We start from the raw sequence: 24,631 nt of genomic DNA, 5'->3' as shown, positions 1-24,631 counted from the left end.
TTATCTTAGCGGCATTGGTCCTTACCACCGAGGTAGTAGTCGTACATCCGGGTTGGCGTGGGCCGGTCGGAGCGAATATCTACGTCCGGCCCCCAGCTGCCGTCCGACGCGGGGGCGCCCGATGCAAAGGTCGAATGCGCCATCACTTTGACATCCTACGGTATTTCTCACCATGTGTTCGTCGAATCGACTCGACCGGGACTGTCGTGACGGCCCGCCGGCGGTTACTCCTGGTCGCTCTTTCTGGCGACGCCCGCGAACGACCATTCGGTGCGTATGGTGTCCTCGTCCGCGTTACGAGTTGGTCGGTTCGACGTCGTCGCCGCGAGCGTGCTGGGACGGGACGGCCGGCGGGCCGCCGTGGGCAATGCTGACCGGGGGTTCGATGAGGAATGGCTCCACCTGGCGGTCCACGGGGGTGAACCAGGGTGCGCCCGACGCCGCGTGCGGGGTGAAACGCCAGCGTTTCGGCACCCTGCGGATCCCGACCGGGTAGATGGTCAGCGATCCGTCCGGGCCGATATGCAGCCGCAGGAGGTTCTTGTAGTCGGCGATCCCCTGCGCGGCGAACAGCTCATTGGTGTTCAGGCCCGCGAACCGGTCGGCGAGCCAGAGATAGCCGGCGAGCAGTTCGATGGCGGCGAGCCCGCCGAGCACGGTCACCAGCGGCAGCACACCGGCCAGCAACCAGGTGTTCGGCAACGGGTCGACCACCGTCACCACGGCAGCCAGCAGGGCGACCGCCAGCAGGAGCTGGGCCAGCCCGTGCGCGGCTCCGACCGCCAGCCCCCGGGCCGTCCGGCCGCTCTTGGTCAGGGCCACCCCGACGCCCAGGACACCCAGGCTCAGCGCCAGCCCTGGCACGTTGTCGACCAGGCCGGCGAACAGGTCGCCGGTGCCGGCATCGCGCAGCCCGTCGGCGATGGCGTCGAGGCGTCCGGTGGCCCTTGGCCTGCCCGCGCTGGCGGTGGCGCCGATCACCAGCGCCAGCAGCAGGTGGATACCACCGAGCAGGCCCGCCAGCCCCGGCGCGAACGCCGGCAGGCGGACGATGCCGGCGGCCAGTCGGCGAGAGGTGCGCGCGTCCGGGAAACTCGTCTCGAGCTGGTAGTGCGCCGGCGGGTCGGTCCTGCTCGGCGCCCGCGACGCCGGTGACGGCAGCACCAGATGCTGTGGCAGGTGGTGGGTGGCGGACAGATAGGCTCCGCCACCGCCGGCGGTGAACTTCTGCGTGTCACCGTCGACCTGGCGGTAGCGCGCATAGTGGTGCAGGTCACCGGCGAGAGAGACCCGTACCTGCGCACCGGCCTTGCGGATCACGGTGCGTTCGAAGTAGTCGAGGACGGCGAACGCCTCGGCGTTGCCCTCGCCCGTGCTGACCCAGCTCGGTTTCGCCGAGCACAGGATCACCGCGTCGCCGGGCCGCATCTGCTCGGCGACGTCGAGGAAGTACCGGCGCTGCGGGTCGTCGATGTAGGAGTCGAACTGGATGTCGATGCCGAGCAGCCACCACCGGTGCGGCAGTTTCACCGCGAAGTAACTGCGGGTCTGCTCGGTACGCCAGCCGCCGATGGTGGAGCGCTGGCAGAACACCCGCGTGAAGGCGGTGAGCCCGTCGTACCAGTCGTGGTTGCCGGGAACGACGAACAGCTTCGGCTGGGCCGACCGGGCCGACCGGGCCGACTGGGCCGGCTGCCCGTCGGGCCCGGGCGGCGCGATGGGCGACGCCGCGGCGGGCGGTGCCACGGTGGGCAGCGCCGCCCGGTAGGGGCCGATCAGTTTGTTCTCGTAGCCGGTGATGCTCGGCGTCGGATAGCACTGGTCGCCGCCCATCACCAGCAGCTGGCCCCGCGGGGTCGGTGAAGCGGCCAGCTGCAGGCCTGGCGCGGCGAGCAGCGAGGCCACCGTGTACGTCGAGTCGAAGCCGTCGCCGAGGTCGCTGACATAGTCGAACCACAGCTCGTCCTGGTCCGACAGGTCGGTCGCGGGGGTGGCCGGCAGCGCGGCCATCGCCTCCCGCTTGTCGGCGTAGGAGCCGAGCACCTCGCTGATACCGACACGGACGGCGGTGCCGAGTAGCAGGGTGGGTGACAGCCAGCGGGACATCGACGCCCGTACGAAACCGAGCGCCTGCTCGCCGTCGTCGGCGGGCCTGGGCGGGGTACCGGACATCAGATCCCGCCATCCTGGCCGTCCCGCGGGTCGTCTCCGTCCCACGCGTCCTTCTCGTCCGTGTCCTCCTCGTCGTCCCCGCGTCCGAGGGAACGGCCGTAGACCTCCCAGAGATCGCCGAGGAACAGCCGGCCGAACTTCACCAGGCCCGCCGTGCCCCCGGCCGGACCGGACGTCCGGAACGTCGTGAGCTGCCACAGGAAGTCGGGGATGTGGATGGTGACGATGCCGGCGCCGACGATCCGGGCGGTGGATTCGCCGGCGGCGTCCACATGGCCGGCGAAAATGCGGGTGTAGAGCGTCGAGGTGTCCCGCCACAGGTCGAATCCGGGATCGTCGTGGACATCCTTGAACCCGCTGAGCGTCAGCGGGTGCCCGGCCGCGTCGCTGAACGGCAGCCGGTAGAGCATCCGCCGGTGCCCGGGGGTGTCGCCGACGAAGAGGTTGAAGACACCGTTGCCCACCGGGCGTTTGCCGCCCAATACGTCGCAGCGGACGTATCCGCTGGCGGTGGCCTCCCGCAGCCGGTCGGTGGCGAAGGCGTCCACGTTCTCGGTGTGGATGGTCAGGCGGAAGGACAGCGCGGTCCCGTCCTCCCTGCCCTGGTCGTATCCGCGTTGGGGATCGGTTTCGTCGAGGGTGAGGAAACCCTTCATCTTCTCGGTGAACCGCAGGCTGGTGGGAGGGGTCATGGCTGTGTCTCCAGGACGGGGCCGGCATCCACGGCATGTTCGGCGAGCCGGTCGGCGAAGGCTGCGATGGTCAGCGACGGGTTCGCCCCGACCGGTCCGGGCAGGGCGGCGCCGTCGGCGACGTACAGGCCGGGGTGGTTGAACACCTCGCCCCATTCGTCGATGACGCCGGTGGCGATGTCGGTGCCCATGGAGGCGCCGCCGAGAGGATGCACGGTGATGACCCGGGACAGCAGGGTCAGCGGATTCCGGTGGTATTTGCCGCCCATTTCCTCGGCTAGGTCCTCCATAAGCCTGTCCAGGCGTTCAAAGTACGGCTGGCTGTCCGCCGGATAGTTCTCGATCTGCAGATAGTCGTCGCGTACCGAAATTTTTCCGGTGGGAATGTCGCGCCCCATACCCAGCAGGGGCATCGCGCCGGCGGACGCCTCTCCCGGGCCGAGCAGCCGGCCGACCAGCGCGCCGNCACCTGGCTCGCCACCGGCAGCGACGACGGGAACGGATCAGCTCGTAGACGGTGCGGACGATCCGGGACGCCTCGTTGTCCAGATTGGCCGCCTCGACGAGCCATTCGGCGAAACCGGGGTAGCCGGCGTCCTCGATGTAGCAGCCGCGCTCGGCGCCGGGGCCGCCGCGGCCGCCGGCGTGGCCGCCGTGGCTGTCGACGGCGTCGGGGACGCGGACGGCGGTCGTGATGACCGGGGCGTGCGCGCTGCCCAGGGCCGGGCCTGGCACCCCGCTGACGAAGCCGAGCAGGTCGCCGTTGCCGCTGAAGCGTCGCCCGAGCATCCGGGAGATGCCGGGTAACGCGGCGCGGTTGCGAAGCAGCAGGTAGGTGGTGCCGAGCGTGCCGGCGGCAAGGACGAGACGATCACAGGTGATCGTCCGCTGGGGGAGCGCGGAGGTGGCGACGACATCGCCGGGGGTGTGTACCACGTATCCGACGGTGTACCCGCCGCCGTCCCCTGGGGTGATCGAACGGGCCTCGTGGTGGACGCGCAGGTCCGCGCCGTGGTGTACCGCGGCCGAAAGATAGGTGTGGTCCAGGGTGTTCTTGCTGCCGTAGTTGCAGCCGAGGTCGCACTCGCCGCACAGCACACAGGTGATCCGCGGCCGACCGTGGATGTTGCCGTAGGCCGGCTCACCGATGGGTGCCCCCGGTACCGGCGCGTCGCCGCCGACACCGAACGTGACCGCCAACGGCGGCTGCTCGGCGGTGTATCCGAGCCGTTCACCGGCCTGCTCCAGCACCTCGGTGCGGCGGGAGACCTGATAGCGCGGCTGCCCCTTGGGGAAGCGCTGCACACCTATCGTCTTTTCGACGGCCGCGTAGTGCGGTTCCAGGTCGGCTCGGCTGATCGGCCAGCTCTCGTAGCCCTCGCCGGCGGGCGCGTCGCGGACGAACCACTTCTCGTCCTTGCGGAGCATGACGTTGGCATAGATGAGCGAGCCGCCACCCAGCCCGCTGGAGACGACCGCCTCGAAGTCGGCGAAGGACCAGACGTCGAAAAGGCCGTGCCGGCCCTGGCTCGGGTCCCAGAAGTTCGCCGCGATCTCGGTCGGCGAGCGGGCGAACGACCCCGGTGGATACGCCTTCCCCCGCTCAAGCAGGACAACGCTGTGGCCCGCCTCGGCGAAACGGTAGGCGGTCACCGCCCCACCGAATCCCGAACCGACAACCACGACGTCCGCGTGCTCGCTCCTGCCCACCTGTCCCCCAGGCCCGCCCGCGGCTCGCCGACTGGAAACACCCCACTCACGGGCGTGACGAGTGAACCACGCCCAGCCGCAACCAAAACAGGGCGGGTCGCTGTCCACAGTCCGACACCGGTCCCCGCGACGCGTGGCCTGGCTTCATCAACCCACTCCTGACCTGCCCTGGGTCCGGGTGCACGCTTCGGACCGCGGCGGTGGTTGTTTCCGGCGTCGGCTACCGGTGTGTTCGTGGACGGGTGTCGCCGTCGCGCCCGCGAAAAGTTGGGAACCGGCGCGGGATCAGGCCCGCACCGGATGGCTGGCCGCTCTCGGGTGCTCGTCCGGGCCGGTGATGACGGCCAGGACGGTGCTGCCGGGGGTTATCGTGCCGCGGCGGGTCAGCTCGAGCAGGCCGTACATCATTTTCGCGACGTACACCGGCTCGAGGGCGATGCTGTGGCGTTCGGCGAAGTCGTCGATGAACCGCTGGAGATCCGGTGGGCGGCGCGCGAAACCGCCGAAGTGGAAATCGCATTCGATCCGCCAGTTGTCGGTGGCGTGGCCGAAAGTGGCACGTTGGAGGTCACCGACGACGTCCTGGAGGAACCGGCCGCCTTTGAGCGCGGAGAATCCGATGGCCCGCTGGCCGGGGCGCAGGCTCGCCGCGATACCGGCCAGGGTGCCGCCCGAGCCGCAGCCGCAGGCGGCGATGTCGAAGGGTGACTCGACCTCGTCCAGGATCTCGGCCAGGATTTCGGCGCAGCCGCGGACACCGGCCGGGTTGCTGCCGCCTTCCGGCAGCAGGAAGAAGTCACCGAAACGCGCCCGCAGGTCGGCGAGCACGTCCGGTTCGTGTTTCCGGCGGTACGTCGACCTGTCCAGGTAGGTCAGCCGCATGCCGTGGGCGGCGGCGGCCGACAGCGACCAGTTCAGCGGCAGGTGTTCCTCGCCGCGGATCACGCCGATGGTGGTGAAACCGAAAAGCGCCCCGGCGGCGGCCGTCGCCCGGACATGATTGGAGAACGCCCCGCCGAAAGTCAGGATCGTCGATTTCCCGGACGCCGCCGCGTCCACCAGATTGTATTTCAGCTTGCGCCACTTGTTGCCCGGTAGCACGGGGCTGACGAGGTCGTCACGCTTGAGCAGCACCCGGACCCCGTGCCGGGCGAACCGCTCGTCATCCAGCTCCTCGACCGGCGAGGGAAGCCGCACCACCCCCGGACGCAGGGCTATTGGTGACAGGGTCTCAGAGTGCAGGGCTTCGAGGCGTGGAATTCGAGAGTGCTCGGCCTCCGGGTCCGGAGCCTCCGGACCCGGAGACTGCATGTTCATGTCGACGCTCCCTGCGAACGTCGTGACCGCCATGTGGCGTGCAGGGCGGCGGTGATGCCGGCGGTGGACAGGATGACGAGTGAAACGGTCGGGACCCAGTTGCCGAAGCGATCGTAGAGAGTCTGTCTGGCCGCGAGCGGTATGTCGGCGCGGTAGGGGCCGCGTTCGTGGGTGTCGAGACGGACGAGTTCGCGGCCGGACGCGTCGAAGACGGCGGAGACACCGGTGAGCGTGGCGTGCACCACCGGGCGTCCCGACTCGACGGCGCGCAGCGCGGCGAGGCTCGCGTGCTGCGCGGGCGCCCAACTGCCCTGGAAGGTCGACGTCGCCGACTGCACGATGATCACTTCTGCGCCCATCCGGGCAAGCCGGCGTCCCAGGTCGGGAAAGGCCGACTCGAAACAGATCAACGTCCCGAAGCGCACGCCCGCCGCCTGCATGACGGTGAGCTGATGACCCGTCCGGCGGTTCTCCGCGGCCGCGTCGGTCACCGATGACATCCAGCCGAATACTGACCGCAGCGGGATGTACTCGCCGAACGGCACCAGGCGCATCTTGTCGTAGCGGCCGCGCGGTCCGTCCAGGCCGATGAGGACCGCTGTCTTGTAGATCCCGTCACCAGGCGCCTCCGACCGCTCTCGTGGGCCTGGCGAACCAGGTGGACGTGCCCGCTCCGGGCCGCCGCCGTCGCGGGTCGGCCCTTCGGCGGAGCCCGGTGAACCCGGTGAGGCCGGTGAGGCCGGTGAGGTCGGTGAGGTCGGTGAGGTCGGTGAACCATGTGCACCCGACAGATCGTTCGGTGTGCCGAGGGTTCCGGTTCGGCGGGCGTCGGTGTTGACCAGGATGTCGGCGCCGACCGCGCGGGCCGCCGCCTCGATCCGGGCCAGGTGGGCGGGATCGTCGGCGAGGTCGAAGCCGACGCTGCTCTCACCCCAGACGACCAGGTCGACACCGCTGCCCGCGAGACGCCGGGTGGCGGCTTCGCTCGCGGCGAACCGGGGTTCCACGGCGTGGACGACGCCCGGCTGGGCGCCGCCGAGACGCAGCGTCCCGGTTGCCGGGGGAGTGGGCCTCAGTACCGCCGCGCCGCTGACGGCGAGGGTGACGACGCCGACCGCCGCCAGGCCCGCGATGATCCGTCTGCCGGCCGGCGCGCCTGGGATCCCGACCGCGGCCAGCGCCAGCCCGACGGCGGCCAGCACGAAGCTGAGCAGCCACACTCCGCCGAGCGAGGCGAGCGCCAGCACCGGCCGGCTGTTCCACTGGCTTGCGCCCAGCAGTGCCCACGGGCCGCCGAGCCCCTGCCATGATCGGAGAAATTCGCCGGCCACCCAGGCCGACGGCACGACCAGCAGCGCCCACGCGAGCCTGCGGGCTGACGGAGACTCGCGCAGCGCCGCCCACACCGTCACACCCCACAGCGTCCAGGTTGCGCCCAGTATCGCGGCGAGTACGAGCAGGAACGGTCCGGTGTTCGGAGCCAGCCAGTAACAGGCCGCCAGGAAGAATCCGGTGCCGCCCCACCAGGCCCGTACGGCCGCCTCCCGCCTGGTCGACGCGGTGCGGACGACCAGCATGAGCGGTACGAGCCCGACGAAGCCGAGTACCCATATCCCTGGTGCAGGGAAGGCGAACGCCGGGATCGCTCCCGCCAGCCCGGCGAGCCCGCGGGCCGGCAGCCGGCGACCGGTTGTCCCGCCCGGGCGCTTCCCGCCGTCCATGTTGCGATGCTGCGACCACTTCGAGCACCCGCGCAAAGCAGCGCAGCATGTGGGCCGGTTGTGTTGATCAGCTCAGGCGGAGGGTGTCAGGCGGGGGGTGAGCTTGTCGAGGACGCCGTTGTACAGCTTGCGGATACCGATCGGTGCGAAGGTCCGTTCGAAGAATCCACCGACGCCGCTCGCGCCGGCCCAGCTCGTCTCCACCGACACCCGGGTCGTGCCCGAGCTGACCGGCTGCACCGTCCACACGGTCCGCAGGGTGGAGTTCTGGTCGGCTTCGACCAGGGTGCGGTCGGGCTCGGGCGCGGAGACGACCGCCTCGACGGTGCGGACGCGGCTGCGGGTCGCGTGCAGCTTGTAGCGGATCCGGGTGCCGGCGCCGGTGCCGCCCTCCAGCACCTCGTAGTCCGTGATCGTTTCTGGCCAGGTTTCGGCCCGGATGCCCTTGTAGTCGCCGAGCGCTTCGATGACGGCGGTGGGCTCGGCCGTCACGACCCGGGCCACGGTCACCTTGATCTCTGCCATCCGATCTCCATTCATGGTCGTAAACAGCGCGGACAGCCGGCCTCGGTCTTGTCCTGGCTCAGGCCGCCTCCGACGGACGTCCGATCGTGCGGACGGCGCCGAGACGGCCACCCGTAACCACCAACATCCATCGGAGACGGCCTACCCGCGTCCCGCCAGGCACATTCGGCGTTATGGCCCCGCGACGTTAAGACATTGCGACGTTATGGCATCGTGGTGCCAGGACGTCGCGGTGTCAGGGTGTGTCGAGCAGCCACAGATCCACACCGTCGACGTGGCGGCCAGTGCCGCCGGCCAACTCGGTCAGCAGTTTCACCAGTTCGTCGCGATGGTCGCTCGGGCCGAGGATGACCGCGTCGAGGTCGAAGCGGTCGAAGGTGGCCCGCAGCCCGGGCTGCCGCAGCGCGTCGTCAGCGGTGCTGGCGCCGGTCGCGACCGCGATGAGGGCCGAGTTGAGCGGGTCCGGCTCCGGGTGGAAGCTGGAACGTCCGTTACGGTCGGGAACCGTACAGTAGCAACCGGGTATGGCGAATCGGAATTTCGCCTGAGCCTGCCAGAGCATCGCCACGTTCTGCTGCGGATACGGGTAGGGCACGACGAGCGCGGTCGATCCCTCCGGCAGGGCGTTGCTCACCTGCGAGCCGGTGAAGAACGCGGGGGTGGCCGGCGAGAAGGCGAGCAGGGACGCCGGCACCAGCGGCACCAGGGCGGCGACGGACACACCGACGGTGACAGCGCGGATACGAGGTGGCTGTGCCTGGTCCAGCCATATGGCGATCATGATGCTGGCCGCGAGCGCGACGTAGAGCGACAGCCGGGACGGCAGCGCGTTGTGCAGCACCGGCCCCAGCTCCAACACGCGCCACGGCAGTGGGATACCCGTGTTGTGCCCGCCGACATGCAGATGCGGGCCGAGCGAGAGGACCGCGGCGGCAACCGCCAACGGCGCGCACAGGGCCACCAGCCGGTTGTGCCGCAACCGCACCGCGATGAACAGCAGCAGAGCCAGCAGGGGCAGGCCGAGATAGCCGCTGACCTCCACCGCGTTGCCGGTGAACGTCAGGCTCTCCCGGACGGCGAAGTCCGGCCCGAACGCCTGCAGGGGTGTGGGTGTGACGAACGTAAGCAGGTCGGAGACGGCGACGTCCGGCGGCTGGATCGAGCCGTGCACCCGTTGCGGGCCGAAGAACTGGGTGGCCAGCGGCCAGGCCAGCGCCGCCGTGGCGACACCGGTGCAGATGGCGAGCCCGCGGATGGCCGCGCCCGCGCGGGCGCGGACCTGGTCGCGGTACTGCAGGCACAGGATGGCGATGGCGATGACGGCGACCACCGCCGAGGTCGCCAGCACCTCCTCGCTGATCAGCGCCTGGGCGGCCACGGCCACCCCGAGCAGGACGCCTGTCCGCCGGATGTTGCGCTGCCGGACGAACAGGTCGTCCATGAGCAGCAGCAGGATCGGCGGGAAGGGCACGAACGACAGGTGCAGGTGCCCGTAGGAAGCGCCGATCAGGTACGGGCCGAAGCCGTAGAGCAGCCCGGCGACGGCGGCGGGCAGCGCGGCCGTCCAGCGGCGCACCGCCAGGAACATCGCCCAGCCCGACAGTGCCGGCGCCAGCGTCGTGAGCACGTGGAAGGTCACCAGCGGGCCGGCGAGCATCGTGATCGGCGCGGCCAGCACGCCGAGCAGCGGCACGCCGGTGCTCCACATGATGTTGACGCCGTCCGGCACGTTCAGGAACTGCGTGACAAAGGGGTTCAGCCCGTGCGTGAGCGCGTACGGCGTCCACCCCAGGTACCAGGAGAACAACACGGCGTCACCGCCGCCGTAGACCGTCCCGCCCAGATCGGTCCAGCCGTCGCGGAAGAGCAGCACGGACAACCCGCAGAACGCGACGAGGACGGTCAGCGCGGCCGGCCACCGCCGTGACCGCGTCGGGCGCGCCCGCGGCGGCAGCGATCCCGGCCCCGGGCCGCGGGGCTCGACATCGCGCGGCCCCGGATCCAGCCCCGGGGTCGGCGTCGAGCCGGCGCCGCCGCGGGCGGACCGGACGCCGGCGCCGATGTCGGTGGTGGTCACGGGCATCTCCTCGAGTCGATGCGAGCGATCCAGGTGGACGTCCCGTAACGCATCGGACCGGCAGGAGCTTACGTCACTGCTGATACAGCGGATACGGCGGATCTGTTACCGAAAAACGATAACTTGTGTGGTAATGGGATGTTTGATTGCGCTACATCCCACCGCTCGGCGTGTCGCCCGCGCGGGCCGGGCATCTGGCCGGCGCGACCGCTCAGCCGGCCCGACCGCCTGGCCTGCGCGGCCACTCGACAAACACGACAGGTCCGGCCAGGGCTGACGGGGCTGGTCGTCCGGCCGGTGTGATCACCTGACCGGTATCGTCACCCGACCGGTGCGGCCACCTGGTCGGTGAGGTCGGTCCGGGCATCGGCCCGCAGCCGTACCAGACCCGCGAGCAGGCGCAGCTCGTCCACTGTCCGGGGAGCGGCGTCCAGCAGCGCTGGTGACATCACCAGGACCGCGAGCACCTGCGCCCGGGAGAGCGCGACGTTCATCCGGTTGCGTGAGAGCAGGAAGTCCAGCCCGCGCGGGGCGTCGGCCGCGCTGGACGTCGTCAGCGACATGATCGCCACCGGCGCTTCCTGCCCCTGGAAGCGGTCCACCGTGGCGACCCGGATCCCGTGGATGCCGGCCTTGCCCAGCGCGTGCTCGATCGCGCGTACCTGCCGGTTGTACGGGGCGACCACCAGCACGTCGTCGGCGCGCAGGACGCGCTCGGCCGCGCCGTCGACGAAGCGCCGGCCGAGGATGCCCGTGAGCAGGTCACGGACGGCGTCCACCTCCGGATCGGACCGGGTGGTGTTGCCATGGTGGACCACGTCGTGCAGGTACAGGCCGGCTGCCACACCGTCGACGCGGCGGCCGGCGGCGACCGGGTGCGCGCGCAGGCGTCCCTGGTAGGCCAGCGCCGACACCGGCGCGCACACCTGTGGGTGCATCCGCCGGGTCAGGTCCAGGAAGTAGCCGAACTCGGCCGGGATGATCTCTTCTTCGCCGAGCAGGTGGGACAGGGCGGAGGCGTCCGCGCCGTCCGGGTGGATGCCCGCGACGACCTGTGGGAGCTGCTGCGGGTCGCCGAGCAGCACGAGGTTGCGCGCGGCGCCGGCCACGGCCAGGGTGTCGGCGAGCGCGAACTGCCCCGCCTCATCGATGATCATCACGTCGAACGGTTCCGCGCGCAGCGTCGGGTTGGCGAACGCCCAGGCGGTGTCGCCGACGAGGTGCCCGTCCGGGTGCGCGGCCCGCCAGGACGCCAGCACCCGGATGTCGCGCGGGGTGTCCCACGGCGTGTCCGGGTCGGGTTTCCGGCCGGATCGCAGTTTCTTCGCCGCGGCGACACCCCGGCTGGCGGTCGCCGCACCGTCCGCGGACACCGGATCGTCCGTGGTTACCACGGCGGCGGGGCCGATCGCGGCGAGCATGGTGTTCTCGATCGCCTTGTGGCTGGTCGAGCACACTCCGACGGTGTGCCCCGCCCCGACCAGGTGGCGGATCAGCCTGCCGGCCAGGTAGGTCTTGCCGGCACCCGGCGGCCCCTGGACCGCGAGGTAGGAGTTGTCCAGGGCGTCGACGGCGGCGAGCACGGTGGCGATCAGATCCCCGCCGTGCTCGGCCGGATCCGGCAGTCCGGCACGCCCGGCGGGCCGGCCGACCAGCCGCGGCGGGCGCCGGCGCAGCAGGTCCATGGCAGCTCCGTCCGGCAGCTTCGGTCCGTCCGGCAGCTTCGGTCCGTCCGGCGGCTCCGGCTCGGCCTGCCGCGGGGCGGGCACCGGATGCGGGGCGGGCAGGACGGCGGCCACCGTCTGGGCGAGTTCGGCGATCGCGGCCGGTTTGGGCTCCGGGCGCACTGGTGGGCCGGGCAGCACCGCCAGCGGTGGCTCGGCGCTGTTGTCCTCCGGTGCCGCGATCTCCCGGACGAGCAGCCGGTCGGGCTCGCTCCGTTCGATCTCGGCATCACGGGTGCGGACGGCGACGTCATCGTCACTGAAAGTCCCGGCAGTGCCACCGTCACCGACGGTGTCCGGGTAGAGCAGCCGGACCCGCTCGCCGGTGGTGAACGGATGGGTACGGTCGGGATCGAGCGAGGCGAGCAGGCCGCGCCGGGCCTTCTTCTGCCGTCCGGTGGGGGCGCTCCAGCCCTCGACGACGGTCCACTCCAGCGGGACGGCGCAGCCGTCGTCGGCCTCCAACGCGGCCCGGTCGGCGGTGAGCCAGGCGAAGAACTCCCACCANGGGCTTGTTCTCCCGCCGGTGGTAGCCGACGGCAGCCGCCAGCAGGGCCTGTGCCCGCTAGTCGTCGCTCCAGGTCGCCGGGTCCTCGGGCAGACCGGCGACCAGGGCGTCGACGGTCGCGTCGGTGGGATCCGGCAGCGTGTCGGCGGTCGTCTCCCCGGCGTCCGCCGTCGGCGCGGGCATGATCCCTTCGGCCGCGCGCAGGTCGAGCAGCCAGCGGTGCAGACGGTGGGTGGACACGCAGTCGACCCGGTTGTACTCGGCGATCTCGTCGAGGATGTGCTCGGCGGCCACCTGCTCGCCGGCCGCGCGGTGGGCCAGGACGTTCTCGTAGGCGACGATGCTGTCGACGGCGGTCTTGACCTCGGCGCCGCGCGCCCCCGGCAGGTACAGCGGCTCCAGATACTTGATCGAGTACGAGCGTTGGGAGATCTTCAGGCTGCGTCGGACGACCGTGTACAGGTCCACCAGCCGGTGCCCGGCGAGCAGGGCGTCCACCTGCCGTTCGCGGGTGCCGTGTCTGGCCGCGAGCCGTTTGAGCGCATTCGGCTCGTACGGTGCGTAGTGGTATATGTGCGCTCGGGGATGGTCCGCGAGTCGGCGCAACACCCAGTCGACGAACCGCTCGAACGTACGCTTCTCCTCGGCGCGGTCGTGCGCCCAGAACGGGTGGAAGACCTCCACGGCGTCGGTGGTGAAGCCCGCCGCCGGGCCGTGGCCGGGGCGGCCCGTGTCGTCGCCGCTGTCGGCGGCTGTGCCGACGGCATCTGTACCGACAGCATCTGTGTCGACAGCGGTTGTGTCGACGGCGGTTGTGTCGAGGGTGACGGCACCGAAGAGGTACTCCAGACCGGCGTTGTCCAGCGCGTACGGATCCCCTTCCATGTCGAAGTAGATGTCGCCGGGATCCGGCGTGGGCAGGGACGCGAGCCCGTCCGGCGCGACCACCCGGACGGTCACGGTGCCGGTCCGGTCGTCGTCGGTGCGGGTCGCGTCCTGGATGATCTGTAGCTGCGCCTGTAGCCGCAGCCCGGCGAACGTCGCCGCCGCCATCGAGGCGGGACGCCGTTCGTCGTCCGCGGCGGCAAGGTCCTCGACCGAGGTGATACCGGCGGCCCGCAGCTTGCGCCGCTGGTCCGTGCGCAGGCCGGCGACCAGCGACAGGTCGCGGGCGGCCTCCCGGCCCCGCTCGCAGTGGGCGGTGAACGCGCAGGCCCCGCAGGCGGGCCGGGGATCGCCCCAGGACGGCCGGGGGGCCGCGGGCGGGCGCGCGAGCTGCGCGGCCAGCCTGCCCCGGGCGTGGTCGACCATGGGTGCGACGTCCTCGACCCGCAGCGACTCCAGCCGGCCGTCGCCGAGTAGCAGGTGGATGCGGCGCGCGGCGGCCACCCCGATCGTCGGCAGCGCCCGGGCGTAGGAGGCCAGCTGCACCACGGCCGCGGGGCGGGCGTGCCGGGCGAGCTTGGCGTCGTACGGTTCGTAACGGCCGGGCGTGGCCTTGCCGGTGCGCGCGCCGGTGACCGGGTCGAGGTGCGTGGCGATCAGAAAGTCGGGCCGTCCCTGGTAGGAGCCGTCGAAGAGCACCGCCTGGTAGATGACGGCGGCCCCGGCGGCGACGGCGGCACGGGTCTGCTCCCGGGCCGCCTCCAGCGCGGCCAGGCCGCTCTCGGGGCGTTCGATCATCGCGACGGCGTCGGTGCCGAAGAGGCCGACGAGATGCGCGAGCCACCGCCGCTCGTGCGCGTCACCGTGGCGGACCAGCAGTTCGTCCGCTTCACCGGCCGTGATCGGCTCGNNNCCGGCCGTGATCGGCTCGCCGGTGCTGGCGTCGTCCAGCGGTACCCCGGCCGCGTGGGCGTGCGCCAGCGCGAGTCGATGCCCGCACTCGAGCGCGTCGACGACGTCGCTCGCCGACACCACCCACCGGTCCTCGAACCGCTGCATGCTCCCCCACATCACCCGGGTCCCCGTTCCCGGATTCACTCGCCGGGCCCGTGGAAAGCGCCGCGGCCATCATCCCGCCCCGGATCCCGGGTTGCTCGCAGGCAACAGAAAAGCGTCCCCGGTCGTATCACGGGGACCGCTGGGAACTCACGGTATGCTTGATCGCGGCAGCATCCGGCATCGGACACGGCACGGCATCGGACACAGCCAGGTCTGCCGCGCGGGTTCGCAGGAGGTGTGCCATGGCTGCGGAGATGGTCGCTCCCGCATGGATGCACGAACAGATCACGGCGGAGCGGTACGACTCCTGGTCCGAGGAGCAGTGCGCGGGCATCGAGATCGTGGACGGAATGATCGTTGTAAGCCCCAGCGCCTCCAAGCGGCACAGCCGGCTGGCCCGCATCATCGCGAACGCCCTGGACACGGCCGGCGGGGCGGACTGGAACGCCGATACGGACTTCGATGTCCGGCTGCAGGACGTGCCGCTGACCAATCGGCGTCCGGATGTCGTGGTGTACCGGGCGGACACGATCGATGTCACGCCCACCCGTCCGGAGCACGTGTTGCTGATCGTGGAGATCGTCTCGCCGGGTTCGGAGACCACGGACAGGATCGTGAAGGCGGATCAGTACGCCAGGGCCGGCATCGCCTACCACTGGCGGATCGAGGGGTCCGCCACCGGTGCTCCGCTGGTGTACACCCACGTCCTTGACCCGGCGACCAGGACCTACCGGAACGCGGAGGTGTTCGTCGGCGTACTCGACACCACGGCACCCTTCCCCGTGAAGCTCGACCTCGGCCGGCTCTGACGCTGATCTGACGATCGGTGGCGCCGCCGACCGCCTGGTAGGGCGGGCAGGTCGCGGCGGCAGACATCGGCATCATGCGGGCTGATTCTGATCTCGATATGTCTGAATCGTGTTTCAGCGGCCGGCTGGCGGCGGAGGCTTGCGCGACGGTGTGCTAACCGGTTCGGGTGCCGTAGCGGGTGGCGGCGTCGCGGACGAGCCGCAGGGATTCGGTGTCGGCGGTCAGGTGTTTGTTGTCCATCAGACTGAACGCGAACAGGCCGGCGCCGGTGACCTGTCGTATGTAGTCGTCGGTGAAAACCGCCCGCAGGTCGTTGTTCCAGGTGTCCGCCGAGCCGTCGTCGGGTTTGTAGTGCGCGACCATGACCGGGCCGTATTTCCCGAGAATTCGGGTCATGTCACGGATGTCGTCGACGTTGTTCTTCGAGTCCATCGCCTGGAAGCTCTGGAAGTCCGACTGCCGCAGTACGTCGTCGAAATGTCCGATCAATGATTTCCCGCCGCCTTTCCCGGGGTCGTCCCAGCGGGCCTGCCAGCCGCCCCAGCCGAGGGAGACCCGGGCATTCGGCGCTATCGAGTGGAATATGCCCATCGCGGCGGTGTACTGGTCCTTGAGTTTCAGGTAGTAGTTCGTCACCTCCGGGGTGGCGGCCCAGGTGTTGGCCTTGCACGGGTAGGTCTGCAGCTCGGTGAACAGCGTGACGTACAGCGGCGGCCCGTCCGCCTCGCCGCCGAATATCTGGGCGAGCCGGCGGGTGTCGCTGAGGAACGACGACGACAGGGGGTAGTCCCGCCCGCAGGCCGGCCCGTACCTGGTCTGTACGGTGGCGACCCTGCCCGCCCCGCCGAGCCACACGACGAGGTGAATCGCGCGTCCACCGGCGTAGACCTGCGGAATCAGGTCCTTCGACCAGTTGGTAAGAAAACCGAAATCATTGGGACTGTTGTACCAGGTCGTGAACATTCCCAGCTGGTCGGCGACGGGTGAGGTCGAGTCGCTGTCGAGGGAGGGGCCGAGGCCGAACACGAGCTTGCCGGCCTGGCCGAAACCGGGTGGTCTGGCCGCGCCGGCAGCCGTGTCGCCGGTTTTTTCCACGGTGTCGGACGCGCCTGTCGTAGCCGCGCCGGTGCCGGTGGGGGCGGGTGTGGGGACGGAAGTGGGGGCGGTGCTGGCGGTGGTGGACGTCACTGCCGGCTGTCGTGCCGGCGGGCGGCCTGTTATGTCCGGCAGCGACCACACGGCCAGTCCGACCAGTGTCGTACAGAAGATAATTCCGGCCGTCAGAACGTGAAACCGTTTCAGCACGGACAAGGGGGCCGCTCCGTAGTTCTCCTGAAGTTTTCCCCCGGACGGGGACAGCGTACATGTTGCGGCATCGAATGATCTCCGGGGCGGAGATCGTCGCTCGAGTGAAGGTGACGACAGCGAAGGTGACGACACGGAAGCGCAACGGCATGGACCCGGCGCCGACGGCATCGTTCGTCATCGACGAACGGAGGCTCCCACCCGGCTGGTGGCGACACGGCAGGGAGGACCCGGCGTCGACGCACGGCATCCGGCATCCGGCAGCTGGCATCCGATGTCGGATATCCGACCGTCTCGCCGTCCGTGCCGCTGGTCGCGGCCATCTACCGAGCCGCCGGAGCATCGATTGCACCACTCATTGTGTCGTAGATTGTACTGTCTGTCATAGTGTCGTCGGTCGTGTTGCTGTCAGCCGGTCCGCTCGGTCGAAACCCCCGATTCCGTCCGGATGCGGCAGTTATGATCGCTCCGGCGAAGGACGCCGGTAGCGACTGGCCCGGTGGCCACCAACCTCCGGCCACGGGGGGAGATACGCAGGTGGATGGGACCGCGCTGCAGGTCAACACCCCGGACGGTCAGGTTGTCCTTGCGGCTGGTGGACCGTACGTGGTCGGGCGGGCGCGTCAGGCCGACGTCGTCGTTGTCGACCGGCGCGTGTCCCGCCGGCATCTGATCCTGGAGTCGGGTGCCGACGGCTGGCTGGTACGCGACACCAGCGCCAACGGCCTGTGGTGTGATGGCAGGCGGGTGGGCAACGTCAACGTCACCACGCGTGGTGGGCAGGTCCGGATTCGGCTCGGCGCCGTGGACGGACCAGAGATCGTTTTTGTCCCACGCTCCGATTCCCGCCCGGAGCCGCCGGGCCGCACGGAGCAGCCCGGCGACCCGCTGACCGCACTGGCCGGCGCCGGTGACCCCCCCGGCCCGCAGCCCAGACGGGTGGTCCGGGCCGGTGCAGCCGACGACGACGTGTCGACGTTGCAACATCAGGTGGTGGGCCACGACCGTAGGGTCCACCGGCTGCGTCCCGGGCGGATGATGCTGGGCCGCTCCCAGGACAACGACGTGGTCGTGGACGACTTACTGGCCTCTCGACACCATGCCCAGCTCCGAGTCGGCCCTCAGCGTCGGGTCGGCGGCGTGGGCGGTAGCGGTGCTGATGGCAGCAGGGCCGACGGCAGCATCGTCGCTGGGAACGGTAACGGTGCGGGCGGGGACGGTGCCGCCGGCGCCGCCGGCATTGCCGTCGAGGTCGTCGACCTGGGGTCGGCCAACGGCACGTTCGTCAATGGCCAGCGGGTGGTCCGGGCGTTCGTGGCGCAGCGTGACGTCATTGCGATCGGGCACCACCTGTTCCAGCTCGACGGCGGCACGCTGGTCGAGTACGTCGACAGCGGCGACGTCACCTTCGAGGTGAAGAGCCTGTCGGTGTGGGCCGGTCCCAAGCAGCTCATGCACGACGTCACGTTCCGGCTGCCGGCCCGGTCGCTGCTCGGTGTGGTCGGTCCGAGCGGCGCGGGCAAGTCGACGTTACTCAACGCGCTCACCGGGTTCCGCCCGGCAGATGCCGGTGTGGTCCGCTACGCCGGTCGGGATCTCTACGCCGAGTACGACGAGCTGCGTCGTCGGATCGGCTACGTCCCGCAGGCCGATCCGCTGCACGGTCAGCTCACCGTCCGCCAGGCTCTGGAGTACGGCGCCGAGCTGCGCTTCCCCGCGGACACGACGGTGGAGGAGCGGCGCAGCCGGGTCCGGGAGGTCATCGCCCAGCTCGGGCTGCGTGACCATGCCGGCACGCCGGTGAGCCGGCTGTCGGGCGGGCAGCGCAAGCGAACCAGTGTCGCTCTTGAGCTGCTGACCCGTCCGACCCTGCTGTTCCTGGACGAGCCCACCTCCGGCCTCGACCCGGCGAACGACCAGTCGGTGATGGAGGCGCTGCACGGGCTCGCCCGTGGCAGTGACGGCACAGCCGGCGCCGCGGGCGGTGGTGCCAGCAGCGCGGGCGAGGGTCGCACGGTGATTGTGGTCACTCACAGCGTTTTGTTCCTTGATCTGTGTGACTACCTGCTGGTGCTCGCTCCCGGCGGCCATGTGGCCTACTTCGGTCCGAGCGAAGGTGCGCTGCGCTTCTTCGGCAAGAAGGACTTCAAGGAGTTCGTGGCCGTCTTCCGGGAGCTGGAGGCGACCCCGGGCGACGTGCTCGCGGCCCGCTTCCGCGCGTCCGAGTACTACGTCCCGTCCGCCGTTGTCGCGCCGGTCGTGCGCCGCCCGCCGGCGCTGCTGCCCGGCATCCGCCAGCAGCCGGTGATGGCGCAGTTGTCGACGCTGGTCAGGCGGTATCTGCGGGTCGTGTTCGCGGACCGCTCCTACCTGCGGCTGATCATCGCGTTCCCGTTCCTGCTCGGGATCATCCCAAGGGTCATCCCGGCGAAGGACGGTCTGGCGGCGTTGCCGGAGCCCAATCCGGACGCGACCAAGGTGCTGGTCGTGCTCGTGCTGTGTGCGTGCTTCATGGGAATGGCGAACTCCGTGCGCGAGATCGTCAAGGAGCGGCCGATCTACCGGCGGGAGCGCACGATCGGCCTGTCGCGTACCGCCTACCTCGGCTCGAAGATCGTGGTTCTGACCGCGATCACCACCTGTCAGTGCGTGGTGTTCACCCTGATCGGTTTACTCGGGCGCCTGCCGGCCAATGCGGTACTACTCGGCTCGCCCCTCGGGGAGTGTCTGATCGCGGTGGTCGTGGCGGCGCTGTCATCGATGATGATCGGGCTGCTGGTGTCGACGCTGGTGGACAACGCCGACAAGACCATGCCCGTACTCGTGCTCGTCACCATGGCCCAGCTCGTGCTCTCCGGGGGCCTGGTGTCGGCGGTGGGACGGCCGGTGCTGGAACAGGTGAGCTGGATCGCGCCGGCCCGCTGGGGCTTTGCCGCGCTGGGCTCGACCGCCGACCTCAACGATGTCGCCAAGCTCGGCCGCGTCGGGCCCCGGGGCGATCCGCCGGATCCGCTGTGGGAGCACAGCGGATCCACCTGGCTCCTCGACGTCCTCGCCGGGGTGGGGGTGGGTGTCGTCGCGCTGGTACTGACCGCGTACATGATCCGCCGGATCGAGCCGAAGGTGAGTCGGCGCAGGACGATCGCGGATCCGTCATCCTGAGGTGACGGATCCGCGATCGGGAAGGCTCCCCGTGTGACCGGAGAGGCGGTGGTACGGATGTGGGTTCATCAGCACGTCCCGGGCCGTCATCATGATCAGAGGCGCGCGCTATCGTGGCGGTTCATCTGGTCGGATCTCACCGCGGCGGCCCCGCGCCGGTGAGGGTAGGCGGGGGAACGACGTTGACGCGCATCATCTCGACGATCAACCTCAAGGGAGGCGTCGGCAAGACGACGATCACCGCGGCGCTGGCGGAGATCCTGGCCGGGGAACACAGCAAGCGAGTGTTGATCATTGATCTGGACCCGCAGACGAACCTGACCGTCTTCATGATCGGCGAAGTGCGCTGGCAGGAGCTCAACGACTCCGGCCAGACACTCGCGGCGCTCTTCCGGGACGCGGTGGACCCGGGCCCGGCCGGCGGCCTCTTCGACATCCACCAGGCGTTGCAGCGGGACGTCTCCCCGGTGGGCAGCGTCACCCAGGTCGACCTGCTGGCCTCCTCGCTGGACCTCATCGACATCCAGGACAGGCTGCTGTCGCCTGCCGGACCGCCCGCCACCGGCGGCCACAACCCGGTGGAACTGCTGCACCGGCAGATCGAGAAGGTCGCCGACGACTACGACTACATCCTCGTGGACTGCCCGCCGAACCTGAGCGCGCTCACCCTGAACGGGCTGCGGATCTCGCACGGCTATATCGTCCCGACGATCCCGGACGTCATGTCCACGTACGGCATTCCGCATATACGGGCCAGGATCCAGGCGTTCGCCACGAGTGTGGGCCGGGACATCCCCGCCGTCGGCCTGGTCGTCAGCAAATACCGGGCGAACGTCTCGCTGCACCGGCAGACGGCCGACTATCTGGCCCGCTCCGGGAAGGAGACCGGCCTGCGCGTGTTCAGCTCCAGGATCCCGGATTCGACGGAGATCGCGGAGGCGGCGGAGTTCAACGACTGGGGCACCCTGCGGCAGCGGTACGGCTACCACCGGCACTACGACGCCCTGGCCTCCCTCGCGACCGAGTTCATAGCCGCCGTCGAGGACACTGTCCCGTCATCGCGGCCCTCTTCGCCGCCTTCTTCGGGGTCGCCTTCTTCGGGGTTGCGGGACGTGCCTTCGTAGGACATGCCCACGAGCGCAACGGACACATACCCGATCACGCCCGATCACGCCAACCGCGGTAGCTGCCCGCGAACCAGGCGCGCCTGGCCGGCCACGACGCCCCCGATGTCCACGACGTCCACGACAGGCCTGTCGGGCGTCGGCGCGACCCCGGATCGTTCGTCCTGCCTCGACAGCCCCGGAATCAGCCGCTACGGGTGCTTCATCCGCATCATTCTTAAATTCAATGAAACTTTATGACGAAACACTACGAAACATCTCTCCGCCGGCCGTGTCCGCCGGGATGACGCTGTCGGCGTGGGTGGACAAGATGCTGGCCGAGTCGATCTGGACCGTCCGGTTCGCCCGCCAACAGCAGCGCAACGCCGCCCTGGGCGTCACCCCGGACTACCTGGCGGCCGAGTACGCCAGGCTGGAGGACCTGCGGCGTGCGGCAGGGTGAGGTGTGGGCGCGCGCCGACACCTGGTCGAGTCGGTCAACGACACCCTCAAAGGGCAGCCTGACCTGGAACAACACGGCGGCCGGACCTTCGAGGGCGTCGCGATCCGGGTCGCCAGCGGCTACTGGAGATGGCCGCGGCGATCTGGCACAACAACAAGACCGCCGCGCCCGTCACCCGATCACTGATCGCCTACGGCCACTGACCGACCCAACCGTTCGAACCTACTCGTCTAGAGGCTCGTCACCGACGGGTGGTCGGCCGCCAGCTTGGCCCGCAGCGCGTCGATGAGCCCCTGGTCGTACGGCCCGGGGGACCAGTTCTGCTTCTGCAGCTCCTCGGGGATCGGCCGGGGCGAGGTGAGGTCGTCCGTCGCCGGGTTGTAGTCGTCCCGCCACAGGTGCGGGGTCTGGGGAGGAGCGGTGATGGGGAAGGGCAGCTGCTTGATGAGCTGTATCCCGTCCCAGAACGTCCAGTCGCGTTCCACCAGGCCCTCGTCGTTGTAGACCTGGATGGTAATCCCGTCGATGAATGGCTTCACCCCGCCAGTGGGTATGCCCAGGAACAGGTCGCCCTGAAAGTTGGCCTGCCACACCCAGTTGAACACTCCGAGGCGTTCGCCGCCCAGGTAGTCGGTGGCGATGAACTTGTGGGTACCGAAGAGGTCCCGCCTCGACCACAGCGGGAACAGTTTCATCATCCGGTCGTGGCCGACGATGTGCTGGTCCAGGATCGGGTCCTCGAAGATGCCGTCCTTGGCGTAGAAGTCCCGGGTGGCCTCGCCGCTGATGAAGAAGGCGTCAAGCCAGGGCTGGGCCTTTGTGTCGACGAGGTCCATGCGGGCCACCGACTCGGCCCCCTCGGGAACCACACGCAACTGGTCCAGCAGGTCCTTCGCGTACGGCCCCGGCGACCACTCCAGCTTGTCCAGCGCCGGCGGGCAGGGCCGAGGGGCCGTCATCGGGTCGGTTGCCTGATCCCAGCCGTCCCGCCACAGGTGTGGCGTCGCCGGCGGGTTCTTGATCGGGTATGGAAGTTGCCTGATGCACTGGAGGGCGTCCCAGTAGGTCCAGTCCCGTGTCACCTTGCCGTCTTCGTTGTAGACCTGCACGGTGATGCCCTCGATGTAGGGCGTCACCCCGTCGGTCGGCATCCCTAAGAAGTTGTCGTTGAAATTCGCCTGCCACACCCAGGGAAATACGCCGAGCTTCTCGTTTCCGAGATAGCTCGTGGCGATGAACTTGTGAGTGCCGAAAACGTTCCGCATCGACCACAGTGGGAAGAGGCGCATCATCTTCTCGTGGCCGTTGATGTGCTGGTCGAGGACCGGATCGGTGAAGATGCCGTCGGGAGCGTAGAAGTCCCGGGTGGCCTCCCCGCTGGTGAAGAAGGCGTCCAGCCATGCCTGCGCGTATTCCAGATTCACGCCACATCACTCCCCGTGTCGTTGTCGTGAAAACGGGCTCAATCTAACTCGCGTCACTGCCGAGCGCAAGGGAGTGCGGGCGGGACGGTAACCCGGATGCACCGCTGTTTATGCTTGCCCGTTGGGGTTCCTGAACGCGAAAACGCCCTTTGAACTGGGGGAACGAGAGCTCTCCGGGCTTCCGCCCGCCGGGTCGAGAGGGCATTTCCGACGTGCGATTGTCGCACGCGGTGTCGAGGACGCGCGACCGCGTGAGTGGGATGCCTTCCTGGGCGGCGCGAGGGCCGGGGAGTTCGAGCGGCTGTAGCAGGCGCTGTGACTTCGCAGGCGCCGTGATCTCGTGAGTTCCGGGACGTCCGCCTTGTCTGGCTCTCGGCGACGGTGACGAAGGCCCGCCCCCGCGCACGTCCGGGGCTGCGTGCGCCAGGACGGGCGGCCGGGCATCAGCGAAGGGCTTCGGCGATGCGCTGCCGCATTGTTGCGTCGCCGAGACTGTCGATGTTGCGCCAGGTCGCGTCGGTGGCCTCCTCGGTCTGAAGCTGGCCAGTGCCGGTAGTGGCGTGGAAGAGGAACCGGAAGTCGATGTGCCGGTGCTCCGGCTCGCCCTTGGCGTCGTTGGCGGGGATGGGGTGAACGTCGATGTGGATCGGCCGATCGTCGGCTGATGTGACGGTGTCGGTGGGGATGCCGGTTTCCTCGGCGAGTTCGCGCAGCGCCGCGTCCAACAGGGTCTCGTCCGAGATCTCCAGATGGCCGCCGGGCAGGAGCCAGGCGCCGAGCGCTCGGTCGTGGTGCTGACCCGGAGGGTGCCGGCCGCCATGTACGGTGACCGGCACCAGGTCCTGCTGCGGAGAAACGCTGGGGTGCGGAAACTCAGGGCAGGGTGAGCCGGGCTACCTGGGGGTCGTGGTCGCTTTGTTGGGTGGCGAACTCGGAGTTCACGTGGACCACGTCGTAGCTGTGCTCGGCGCCGGCCAGCGCGGCGGAGAGCAGGATGTGGTCGAGGACCTGCGAGTTTCCGTCGTAGACGTAGGTGTAGCGTTCGGCGTCGGCCAGGGTGGCCGGTAGGTCGGTCAGGCCGGCGCTGGTCAGGGTCTGCACCGGCGCCGAGTAGGGGAAGTCGTTCAGGTCGCCGGCCACCACGATCCGTGCCTGGCTGTCGATCGCCAGGATCGACTGGACGAAGTTCCGCACCACCGTCGCCTGCTGGTTGCGCTGCGCCTCGCTGGTGAGGGTCGGTGGCTGGTAGCGGCCGAATAGCGGGTCGTCACCGCCCTTGGAGTTCCAGTGGTTGGCGATCACGAACAGTGGCTTCGAGTTGAAGGAGAACTTGCCGACCAGCGGTTTGCGGCTGGCGTTGAAGGCCGAGTTGGCCGGGTCGATCCGGCCGGGGTTGACGCTGAGGCTGACCCGGTCGGCGGGGTTGCCGCTGTCGGAGACGGCCACCGCGGTGGTGGAGCCGCCGGGTGTGCCGGGGGCGAAGGTGAGCCCGATGTCGGTGCGGAAGAGGAAGCCGACGCGGATGTTGCCGCCGGGCTCGCCGCCGTCCTGATCGTCCACCGGGTTGATCTGCTGGTAGGTGTAGGTCGGCCCGCCCGCGGCACCGATCGCGCTGATCAGCCTGGTCCAGGTCTGGTCGGCGGCCACCACCGAGCTGTTGGTCGCCCCGTCGTTGTCCTGGACCTCCTCGACGGTGATGATCCCCGGCGCGGCCAGGTTGGTCACGATCTGGTGCGCCAGCCCGTCGAACTTGCTCTGTGGGTCGGACGGGTCGAGGTTCTCCACGTTGAACGTGGCGACCGAGATCTGCCCGGCGCCCGGCCCGCCGGTGCTCTCCGGGGCGAGCCCGCCCGCCACTCGGCTGATCGCGCTGGTCAGCAGCAGTTTGAAGTTGCCGAAGGAGTGGTCGAGGACGCCGACCGCCGGGCCAGAGAGGTGGTCGCCCACGTTCACCCCGGCGGGTGTGGAGCCGAC

At 69.7% G+C, this 24,631-nt stretch carries 18 protein-coding genes and 1 pseudogene (1 of these 19 only partly in view); 5 read left to right on the top strand and 14 right to left on the bottom strand.

The window, feature by feature from the left end; genetic code table 11:
* Positions 1-294 precede the first annotated feature (294 nt).
* From FrCorBMG51_RS16350 to FrCorBMG51_RS34860, 10 genes are all read right to left on the bottom strand, one after another.
* Positions 295-2,172: a hypothetical protein gene (locus FrCorBMG51_RS16350; RefSeq protein ID WP_052914749.1), complete on the bottom strand. Its 1,878-nt coding sequence runs from the start codon at positions 2,170-2,172 to the stop codon at positions 295-297.
* A complete protein-coding gene (locus FrCorBMG51_RS16345; RefSeq protein WP_047223916.1) occupies positions 2,172-2,864 on the bottom strand; it encodes a hypothetical protein in 693 nt (230 codons plus the stop codon). Before FrCorBMG51_RS16345 ends, FrCorBMG51_RS16350 begins: the two co-directional genes overlap by 1 nt.
* A complete protein-coding gene (locus FrCorBMG51_RS29760) occupies positions 2,861-3,154 on the bottom strand; it encodes a GMC family oxidoreductase (RefSeq protein WP_235433639.1) in 294 nt (97 codons plus the stop codon). The genes FrCorBMG51_RS16345 and FrCorBMG51_RS29760 overlap by 4 nt, the downstream gene beginning before the upstream one ends.
* Positions 3,155-3,170: 16 nt before the next feature.
* On the bottom strand, positions 3,171-4,517 hold the full coding sequence (locus FrCorBMG51_RS16340) for a GMC family oxidoreductase N-terminal domain-containing protein (protein ID WP_476742185.1): 1,347 nt from the start codon (positions 4,515-4,517) through the stop codon (positions 3,171-3,173).
* Between the two features lie 342 nt (positions 4,518-4,859).
* Positions 4,860-5,891 (bottom strand): 1-aminocyclopropane-1-carboxylate deaminase/D-cysteine desulfhydrase, encoded by a 1,032-nt coding sequence (locus FrCorBMG51_RS16335; RefSeq protein WP_175648395.1) that lies wholly within the window; start codon positions 5,889-5,891, stop codon positions 4,860-4,862.
* Positions 5,888-7,612, bottom strand: a complete 1,725-nt coding sequence (gene lnt, locus FrCorBMG51_RS16330) for an apolipoprotein N-acyltransferase (RefSeq protein WP_047223915.1) — start codon at positions 7,610-7,612, stop codon at positions 5,888-5,890. The genes FrCorBMG51_RS16335 and lnt overlap by 4 nt, the downstream gene beginning before the upstream one ends.
* Positions 7,613-7,684: 72 nt before the next feature.
* The gene (locus tag FrCorBMG51_RS16325) at positions 7,685-8,137 is read right to left on the bottom strand and encodes an SRPBCC family protein (protein WP_047223914.1); all 453 of its coding nucleotides are present in this window, start codon (positions 8,135-8,137) and stop codon (positions 7,685-7,687) included.
* A 235-nt stretch (positions 8,138-8,372) separates the two neighbouring features.
* Positions 8,373-10,220, bottom strand: coding sequence for a hypothetical protein (locus FrCorBMG51_RS16320; protein WP_235433638.1), 1,848 nt, complete (start codon positions 10,218-10,220; stop codon positions 8,373-8,375).
* Positions 10,221-10,534: 314 nt separating this feature from the next.
* Entirely contained in the window at positions 10,535-12,403 is a 1,869-nt protein-coding gene (locus tag FrCorBMG51_RS34865) for an AAA domain-containing protein (protein WP_235433637.1), read from the bottom strand.
* A 100-nt stretch (positions 12,404-12,503) separates the two neighbouring features.
* Complete coding sequence (locus FrCorBMG51_RS34860; protein ID WP_476742184.1) at positions 12,504-14,129, bottom strand: TM0106 family RecB-like putative nuclease; 1,626 nt, start codon at positions 14,127-14,129, stop codon at positions 12,504-12,506.
* Between the two features lie 515 nt (positions 14,130-14,644).
* Here FrCorBMG51_RS34860 and FrCorBMG51_RS16310 point away from each other — a divergent pair.
* A complete protein-coding gene (locus tag FrCorBMG51_RS16310) occupies positions 14,645-15,199 on the top strand; it encodes a Uma2 family endonuclease (protein ID WP_200902469.1) in 555 nt (184 codons plus the stop codon).
* Positions 15,200-15,353: 154 nt separating this feature from the next.
* Here the strand turns inward: FrCorBMG51_RS16310 and FrCorBMG51_RS16305 are convergent, their stop codons facing one another.
* Positions 15,354-16,388: a hypothetical protein gene (locus tag FrCorBMG51_RS16305; RefSeq protein ID WP_235433635.1), complete on the bottom strand. Its 1,035-nt coding sequence runs from the start codon at positions 16,386-16,388 to the stop codon at positions 15,354-15,356.
* A 654-nt stretch (positions 16,389-17,042) separates the two neighbouring features.
* On the opposite strand from FrCorBMG51_RS16305, the gene FrCorBMG51_RS16300 reads away from it, so the two are divergent.
* The 4 genes and pseudogenes from FrCorBMG51_RS16300 to FrCorBMG51_RS31510 all read left to right on the top strand — a co-directional run.
* A complete protein-coding gene (locus FrCorBMG51_RS16300; protein ID WP_047223911.1) occupies positions 17,043-19,667 on the top strand; it encodes an ATP-binding cassette domain-containing protein in 2,625 nt (874 codons plus the stop codon).
* A gap of 182 nt (positions 19,668-19,849) precedes the next feature.
* Positions 19,850-20,791 carry a ParA family protein gene (locus FrCorBMG51_RS16295; protein WP_047223910.1) on the top strand — a complete coding sequence of 314 codons (942 nt, stop codon included), beginning with the start codon at positions 19,850-19,852 and terminating at the stop codon, positions 20,789-20,791.
* 283 nt (positions 20,792-21,074) lie between these two features.
* Entirely contained in the window at positions 21,075-21,233 is a 159-nt protein-coding gene (locus tag FrCorBMG51_RS28405) for a hypothetical protein (protein WP_157180533.1), read from the top strand.
* Between the two features lie 15 nt (positions 21,234-21,248).
* Positions 21,249-21,436, top strand: a pseudogene (locus FrCorBMG51_RS31510) (IS982 family transposase); the annotation flags it as partial.
* 27 nt (positions 21,437-21,463) lie between these two features.
* On the opposite strand, the gene FrCorBMG51_RS16290 reads toward FrCorBMG51_RS31510, so the two are convergent.
* From FrCorBMG51_RS16290 to FrCorBMG51_RS16280, 3 genes are all read right to left on the bottom strand, one after another.
* Positions 21,464-22,657 (bottom strand): nuclear transport factor 2 family protein, encoded by a 1,194-nt coding sequence (locus FrCorBMG51_RS16290; protein WP_047223909.1) that lies wholly within the window; start codon positions 22,655-22,657, stop codon positions 21,464-21,466.
* A gap of 443 nt (positions 22,658-23,100) precedes the next feature.
* Complete coding sequence (locus FrCorBMG51_RS16285) at positions 23,101-23,493, bottom strand: NUDIX hydrolase (RefSeq protein ID WP_235433634.1); 393 nt, start codon at positions 23,491-23,493, stop codon at positions 23,101-23,103.
* Positions 23,494-23,530: 37 nt separating this feature from the next.
* Positions 23,531-24,631, bottom strand: partial view of a lamin tail domain-containing protein gene (locus FrCorBMG51_RS16280; RefSeq protein WP_047223933.1) — the 3' portion only. The gene runs 1,299 nt beyond the window's last position; only the last 1,101 of its 2,400 coding nucleotides appear in the window; its start codon lies beyond the right edge, outside the window; it ends in the stop codon at positions 23,531-23,533.

Source organism: Protofrankia coriariae (assembly GCF_001017755.1).
GTDB classification, from domain to species: domain Bacteria; phylum Actinomycetota; class Actinomycetes; order Frankiales; family Frankiaceae; genus Protofrankia; species Protofrankia coriariae.
Note: the sequence above shows the minus strand (reverse complement) of the source record. Positions and strands in the feature narration are given on the sequence as shown.